This window comes from Trichocoleus desertorum AS-A10, assembly GCF_039962155.1.
GTDB lineage: Bacteria > Cyanobacteriota > Cyanobacteriia > FACHB-46 > FACHB-46 > Trichocoleus.
In genome coordinates this window covers 1-6812 of sequence record NZ_JAMPKN010000098.1, presented here as the reverse complement: position 1 = coordinate 6812, position 6812 = coordinate 1, and the positions used below count along the sequence as shown (strand labels likewise).

General features: G+C 48.3%; 10 protein-coding genes. 2 read left to right on the top strand and 8 right to left on the bottom strand.

Translation table 11 applies throughout. From position 1 onward, the window contains the following. From NDA01_RS30915 to NDA01_RS30900, 4 genes are all read right to left on the bottom strand, one after another. Positions 1 to 238 (bottom strand): protein-glutamate O-methyltransferase CheR (locus NDA01_RS30915; RefSeq protein ID WP_431193597.1); only part of this gene is annotated, 238 nt, incomplete at its 3' end. Positions 239 to 353: 115 nt separating this feature from the next. Next, entirely contained in the window at positions 354 to 560 is a 207-nt protein-coding gene (locus NDA01_RS30910) for a tyrosine-type recombinase/integrase (protein WP_348231064.1), read from the bottom strand. Positions 561 to 590: 30 nt separating this feature from the next. After that, the gene (locus NDA01_RS30905) at positions 591 to 956 is read right to left on the bottom strand and encodes a hypothetical protein (protein ID WP_348231063.1); all 366 of its coding nucleotides are present in this window, start codon (positions 954 to 956) and stop codon (positions 591 to 593) included. A gap of 161 nt (positions 957 to 1117) precedes the next feature. Continuing rightward, positions 1118 to 1303: a hypothetical protein gene (locus NDA01_RS30900; protein ID WP_348231062.1), complete on the bottom strand. Its 186-nt coding sequence runs from the start codon at positions 1301 to 1303 to the stop codon at positions 1118 to 1120. 279 nt (positions 1304 to 1582) lie between these two features. Between NDA01_RS30900 and NDA01_RS30895 the strand changes: the two genes are divergently transcribed. Next, on the top strand, positions 1583 to 1879 hold the full coding sequence (locus tag NDA01_RS30895) for a hypothetical protein (RefSeq protein ID WP_348231061.1): 297 nt from the start codon (positions 1583 to 1585) through the stop codon (positions 1877 to 1879). Positions 1880 to 2330: 451 nt separating this feature from the next. Then, positions 2331 to 4526 (top strand): sensor histidine kinase, encoded by a 2196-nt coding sequence (locus NDA01_RS30890; RefSeq protein ID WP_348231060.1) that lies wholly within the window; start codon positions 2331 to 2333, stop codon positions 4524 to 4526. Positions 4527 to 4889: 363 nt separating this feature from the next. Here NDA01_RS30890 and NDA01_RS30885 read toward each other — a convergent pair whose 3' ends face one another. From NDA01_RS30885 to NDA01_RS30870, 4 genes are all read right to left on the bottom strand, one after another. Further along, positions 4890 to 5234, bottom strand: a complete 345-nt coding sequence (locus NDA01_RS30885; protein ID WP_348231059.1) for a hypothetical protein — start codon at positions 5232 to 5234, stop codon at positions 4890 to 4892. A 63-nt stretch (positions 5235 to 5297) separates the two neighbouring features. Beyond that, the gene (locus tag NDA01_RS30880) at positions 5298 to 5465 is read right to left on the bottom strand and encodes a hypothetical protein (protein WP_348231058.1); all 168 of its coding nucleotides are present in this window, start codon (positions 5463 to 5465) and stop codon (positions 5298 to 5300) included. A 242-nt stretch (positions 5466 to 5707) separates the two neighbouring features. Further along, a complete protein-coding gene (locus tag NDA01_RS30875; protein WP_348231057.1) occupies positions 5708 to 6013 on the bottom strand; it encodes a GNAT family N-acetyltransferase in 306 nt (101 codons plus the stop codon). A gap of 72 nt (positions 6014 to 6085) precedes the next feature. Then, positions 6086 to 6643 (bottom strand): hypothetical protein, encoded by a 558-nt coding sequence (locus tag NDA01_RS30870; RefSeq protein WP_348231056.1) that lies wholly within the window; start codon positions 6641 to 6643, stop codon positions 6086 to 6088. Positions 6644 to 6812 lie beyond the last annotated feature (169 nt).

The following is a 6812-nucleotide window of genomic DNA, read 5'->3' as shown; positions in this document are numbered from 1 at the left end:
ACTCATCTGGATTGGCTTGCAAATAAGCTGTGTAATCGCCGTAAGTCCCTATGCCGAGCTCGTGCATTCGTAACTGAATTCGGCGCATCAAGCTAGGGGGTTTATAGTCTGTGAAGTCAAACCCGTGGTTCTGCCTGAGGTAGGTGAGTAATTCATCGAAAGCAGGATCACGCTCTGGATGACTTGCTGAAGGTTGCCGCGACTCTAGAGACTGTGACTGCGTTTGACGTGGATGCATTTCTTAGGAAGAGAAGATTGCGCCGCAACCTTTCAACCCTCAGCTTAAGGATGCCTCACCCTAGCACTCGAACTCCAAGAATGCTGTTAATTTCGCGGCGATCGCCCCTAGAAACTCAGAAACTCAAAGCCGCGATCGCTCCCTCCAGTTGCCGCTCCGAAACCTCTAAGTAGCATTGAAACGCCTGCAAGCTCCGGTGGCCTGAGATTTCCTGGATCACCCGCAGCGGCACCCCCGCACTACTCATCTGGGTTAAGGCCATGCGTCTGAAACTGTGGGTGCTGACTCCCACTAGCCCAGGCGATCGCAGTGTTTTGATCACACCCTTTCTGCCCTTGCAACCTTCAGTTGATCAAGGACTGCCCAGCCATGATACTGCGGCGGCAATATCATTGTAGAACACGCGATGATTGGCTTCGCCAAACGCCAGACGGGCCAGGTAAGCAATCCCCGTATTGGGCACAACTATCGCGACTTTTACATCAGCTTGCTTGAGCGCATCGGTTAACCCCTGTTGTGTGAGCACAATTTCTATCGGCGGGCGCTCAAGCTCTAAGGCATCGTACATCACCTGTTTGCAGCCCGTGTCTCTCTGCAACACCACAATGCGCTGATGGCACTCCTGTATGAGGTCGGCTGTAGCCACCCCGCGAATCCGAGCGAGGATGATTCCACCCACAGGCTCAACCCATAACTGATCTGAACTCTCGTTTAGCATAATGATGCTCGTTGATGAAATTGTCTCGGCTCAACTCTTAATGAGCCCAAATTCCTGAACGTTTCTTCGCTCCGGTTTAGCCTTTTATTCTGCCTAAGCTCCCAGAAACAGGATTAGACGGAAAACAGGGTGCTGACATAGAACCACGACCTCGGAAATTATTAGATCCAGTCCAAGAGATCAACTGATTTATTAAGCGCCGATACTTCAAAAACTGAGAGATGCGATCGCCCCTCTAGTTGCAACTTTGAAACCCCAAGATAGCGTTGAAGCGCTTGTAAGCTGCGGTGTTCGGATATCTCCTGAATCACCCGTGAGGGCACCCCGGCACTGCTCATCCGGGTCAAGACAGTTCGTCTACAACTGTGGCTCCTGACCCTTACCAACCCCAGGCGATCGCTTGCCACACGTTTCAACTTGAACAACTGACCCATGAATATGGGCGGGAGTCTTAGGGCTTCTTAGCTGCTGCTTTCGCGATCGCTCGACTTCAGCGGACGTTAGGCCAAAGGTCTTAAAGGTCCCCCTAGTTCAGGAGACGTAGATACTATTAACAATTTGCAATATCAACAGCGTAAAATGTTGGGAATCCATTGAAGAGATTTTTACAACTCAAAGGTCGTTCTATGTATCCTCTCGTCCTGTCTCATGAGGTCGTTTCAACTTTTTCCTTTTGGCATGAAGGTGTACTTCAGGAAGGTATTGCCTCTGGTAAGGAGCTGTACAGCTTCTATAAAAAGTTCGATGCTGCTCAAAGACAGGAAGCTTTCAGTACGGCAGTAAGTTTGTCGGAGACGGATATTGAAGTTTGTATTACTTGTCTGCCGACTGAATACAGAGTCTGGGTTAGTCTTAGAAAATTGGAGCAGGTTGCATTGTGTTTTTTATCAAATGCACAACCAGAAGAAGCAATGCTTGCTTAACAAGCGTGAAAGATGGTTAATCACCATGCTTATCAATCACAATTAAACTCTGTCAGCACTCTACGCTCATAGAAAGATTTGTCGAACTTGAGTCAGGTTGAACCTAGCTGAAGCTTCTGCAACGGAAACAAAAGTTTGAAGAGGCGATCGCCCTCATCGCCACCATCGAAACTGACCGATCAGCCGCAGCGGACCTACAAGACAAGAAGGCTGCGCTACTCCGTCGAACTGACGTCATGATAGACAAGAGTGAAGATTCGTTGGCACTGCGGATTTACGTAGTTTGCACACCCTAGTATTGATTGCAACTTTTATATACGTAAACAAGGGTGGCAGCACCACTTGACTATCGACAGTACAGCGTCTTCGGCAAGGTCTGTCAAGCGTTAGCTGTGTGACGATCCTGGGAATTTTTAAACGGCTAGAGCTTAATAAAAATTCCTTTCTTATAATGAAAAGTCAGCACTTCCTCAGAGACAAAACGTTTCCATTACAACTTGTTCTCGTCGTTCCCTTCGTCCTCCAGATTTTTGCCGCTGTCGGTTTCGTCGGTTATTTGTCTTTCAAAAACGGCCAGAGTGCGGTCAACGATCTGGCAGAACAATTGCTCGATCGCACCAGCGATGTGGTTGATGAACGCCTGAAGTCCTATCTGGCCATTCCTCAAGTCCTCAACCAACTCAATGCTGATGTGATTCGCCGAGGCATGCTCGATGTGCGCGATCGCGAAGCGGTGGGGAAGTATTTCTGGGATCAGATGCAAGCGTATGACCTGACTTACATTGGCATTGGCTTAACGACTGGGGAAGGAGTGGGAGCGGCTCGCTACGATGGCAAAACCATTACCGTTGATGATTGGACCGCAACACTGCCCAACAATCTCACAAATTACGCGGTTGATAGCCAAGGCAACCGTACTCAAGTGAGCGATCGCTGGGATTGGGACAACTTTAAAGAGACCTGGTATACCGAACCCATCGCTGCTGGCAAACCGATTTGGGCCAAGATTACTGCGTTGAATCTGCCTACACCCTACATCGCGGCCTCGGCTAGTCGCCCCATCTACGACGCACAAAAGCGTTTGCTCGGCATGATTGCCGCTGATATTCATCTGATTAAGCTGAGTGACTTCCTACGCAGTTTAGAGATTAGTCAATCTGGGCAAGTGTTTATTATGGAGCGCGATGGCACACTGATTGCCACCTCTAGTAAAGAAGAAACCTTTACCCTGAGCAAGCAAGCGATTCAGCGGGTACGAGCGATTGAGAGCTCTAACTCCACCGTTCGTAGCATCGCCCAGTCCATTCAAGCTACCAACGGGTTTCAGTCCATCACAAAAGATACAGACTTTCAGCTTGACGTGCAGGGAGAACCGTATTTTGTCGATGTGAGACCTTGGCGCGATCAGTATGGTTTAGACTGGCTGCTCGTCACCAGTGTGCCAGAGAATGTATTCATGGCCCAAATCAATGCCAATACCCGCACCACAATCGCGCTCTGCTTCGGTGCCTTGGTGGGTGCCATTGGCATAGGCTTGTTCACCTCTCGTTGGCTGGTTCATCCGATTCTGCGTCTGAATCAAGCTAGTGAAGCGATGGCCTCTGGCAATCTAGAGCAAACGGTGCCAGCCAGCAATATTCAAGAACTCAATACCCTCTCCCACTCCTTCAACCACATGGCAGGACGGCTGAGGGAGTTGTTCACAGCTTTAGAACACAGCAAGGAAGTCCTAGAAGAGCGGGTCGAGGAACGCACGGCTGAACTCAAGAATACTTTGGCAGAATTGCAGCGGACTCAGGCTCAAGTGGTGCAAGGTGAAAAAATGTCGAGTCTCGGGCAGCTGGTGGCTGGGGTGGCTCATGAAATCAACAATCCGGTTAACTTCATCCACGGCAACCTAACACACGTGGAGGAGTACACGGAGGATTTATTAGAATTTGTGCAGTTGTATCAGCAGCACTATCCTCACTCGACTCCCGAAATCCAAGTGGCGGCGGAAGAGATGGATTTAGAGTTTTTGCGCGAAGACTTGCCGAAGATGCTGACCTCGATGAAGGTGGGAACCGATCGCATTCGGCAGATTATTCTGTCCTTACGCAACTTTTCACGCATGGATGAGGCGGAATTTAAGGCGGTCGATATTCACGAAGGCATCGACAGCACGCTGCTGATTCTGCAACACCGTCTCAAAGCTAGACCCGAGCGGCCAGAAATCGAGATTATTAAACACTACGCGAAGCTGCCGCTAGTTGAGTGCTACGCCGGACAGCTCAACCAGGTGTTTATGAACATCTTGGTCAATGCTATTGATGCGATCGAGGAAAACAACGCCAAGTGCACTTATCAGGAGCTAAAGGACCATCCCAGCCGCATTACCATCCGTACATCAATGGCTGATGCTGGCTGGATAGAAGTGGCGATCGCGGACAACGGAGTGGGCATGGCGCAAGCGGTGCAAAAACGCATCTTTGATCCCTTCTTCACGACCAAGGCATTGGGGAAAGGCACTGGGATGGGGATGTCGATTAGCTACCAAATCATTACCGAAAAACATCGGGGCAGATTAGAGTGCATTTCAACGCCTGGCAGGGGCACTGAATTCGTGATTCGAATGCCGCTCCGCCAAGCCGCGCGGCAAGCAACTTAGCGGCTCATCGCCTCTCTATCTCTCTTCACCAGGGCGATCGTGAAAATCTAAAGGGCTTGATTATAGTAACGGGAAATTTTAAGCGTTAAGGCTGAAAAGCTTGCCTAGCAAAGGTCGTAGAAGACAGTTTACTTTTTGCTTTCTGATTGCAGGAAACGCTTAACTGTCCCATTTTGAACTGCAAATGGGACAGCTGAACTCTGAAAGCCTTGATTTACGGTTACTTTAACTTCAATTGGAAAAGCAACCCATCTATCAAAAATGGGACAGTTGCTTGCACCCAACCCTAAACGCTCAAAATTTTTCCGTTGCTAAAACTAAGCCATTGGGGACCCGCACGCAGGGTAGTGTGGGAGGGGAAGGTTAAATGCCTTCCTCGACCCGATTGTGCCGACCTACTAACTGCAAAATCTCGCTGCAAGTTTCCTCAGGTGTCTTTGCTTTTGTATATACCGTAAACTTCGCTAGTTCATAATTTGAAGGATGTCTTACGAAATGCTCATTAATATTGGGGCTACCGTCAGGCACATACTCATTGCGTTCATTCAAAATTTGTACTGATTCATCTAGATCTGGTGAAGGAAGTAAGAGAACAATATTTGAATAAGCAGCTAAAGCTTGATGAACTCTTTGAAATAGAGAGCTGTCTTCATATACAGAATGACCAGCCCCAAAATCAATGACACAGTTTTTATACTCTGACAGCAACCTTTCTACTGCATAAGCTTCAAAAGGTTTCCAATACTGGCAAACTCCCAGAAATCCTTCCGTTTACCGTTTGTGTTTTGCTAATTCTTCGTCATACCCAATCTCTTTGTAGTAGCCCCATCGATACTCATCCATTGAGCATTGTGGAAGATCTAGTCGAACCGCTAAGAGTGATCCAACAGTAGATTTTCCAGCACCGATGGGTCCAATGAGAATGATGTCGGATAGCATACAGGTTTTAACAAGTAGAATAAGGACTCAGCACCATAACATACAGCTCACCTGCCGCCGGAGCATAGGCAGTCAGGTGCAGCGCCTTGTTGTGCTGCTTATTGGTGAGTTGAGGCGCGTTTCATCTTGAAGTGGGCGTCATCTTCACCTTCGACAACGAAGCCCAGTCGTTCATAAAGCCGCCGTGCGGGATTCACTTTCAGCACTTGCAGAGTCACAGGATGCTCCTGCCGTTGAGCTTGTCAAATAATTTTCAAAATAATGAGACTGCCAATGCCTTTGCTTTGGTGTTCAGGCAGTATTTGGATGTTGCTAATATGCACTCCATCTTCCTTGTAATCCACCTCAACGCTCCCAATCTCGTGACCGTTCAGCACAATAATCTGGTTAGCTTCAGGCCGGAAATGCTGCTTAAAATAGCTTTGCTGCCACACCTCATCCCAGCCCCAAGTCGCTTTGATGTAATCATGCATGGTTGTGCAATGTAAGGCATACAAGAAGCCGTAATCTTCTAGTGTAACAATGCGAAGTTTGATTACATCTTCCATACGCTTTAGTTTCGCCTTCAGCACCGCCGCGCGCAAGCAGCACAACTATTAATTAGACAGAATTGATTCTGTCTAATCTCCTCTATAGGATAGGTAGCCCGAACAATTTTCTGCATAATATCCCTCATTCATCACTCTAGGCAGAAGAAAAATGTTGCATAGGAGCGGAAGGAGCCAACGGTGACCAACCTGGAAAGGCATGATGATCCTGATGAGCTTAGCAAAGCCACGCTCTAAAGTAGAGATATCAAATAGCCTCATCCAAGGTTGAAGAAGGCAGAAAAAGATAAAGGGTTGAACCAACAGTTGTACGTTGTTGAAACGTCGTTTCCATCCCTTCGCCTCCTGCCAATCAGGATGTTGCTCCAACCGAGTCAAGAGATCGCGTTGGCCCTCATCGAGGATTCCAGGCGGTTGAGCGCCTAATCCATAAAACTGCAAACTGACCATGAGATAGACACTCGATACCATCTCCCACCAGCGTTCGATTTGCTCGTAGTGCGTGAGTCGGTAATCCGCCCATCCCAATTCGTTTTTGCACTGCTTGAAGCCATATTCTATCCAGGTTCGCAGCCCATAGAGATTGCCAATAAACTTTGCTTGGTCTTGTTTAGAGGGCAAGTGGCTCATCACCATCCACGTGCTGTTAGCAGGCAACACAACGGGGTCGTTGGTTAGCGTCCAGTATTTCTTGGATGTATCGCGTCTCAGTCTCACCATTAGCAAACACTCGCTCGAATGCTTGCCAAGCACTGTAGCTCACCTCTGCTTCTTTAGGCATCCACACGCCATGATTCGA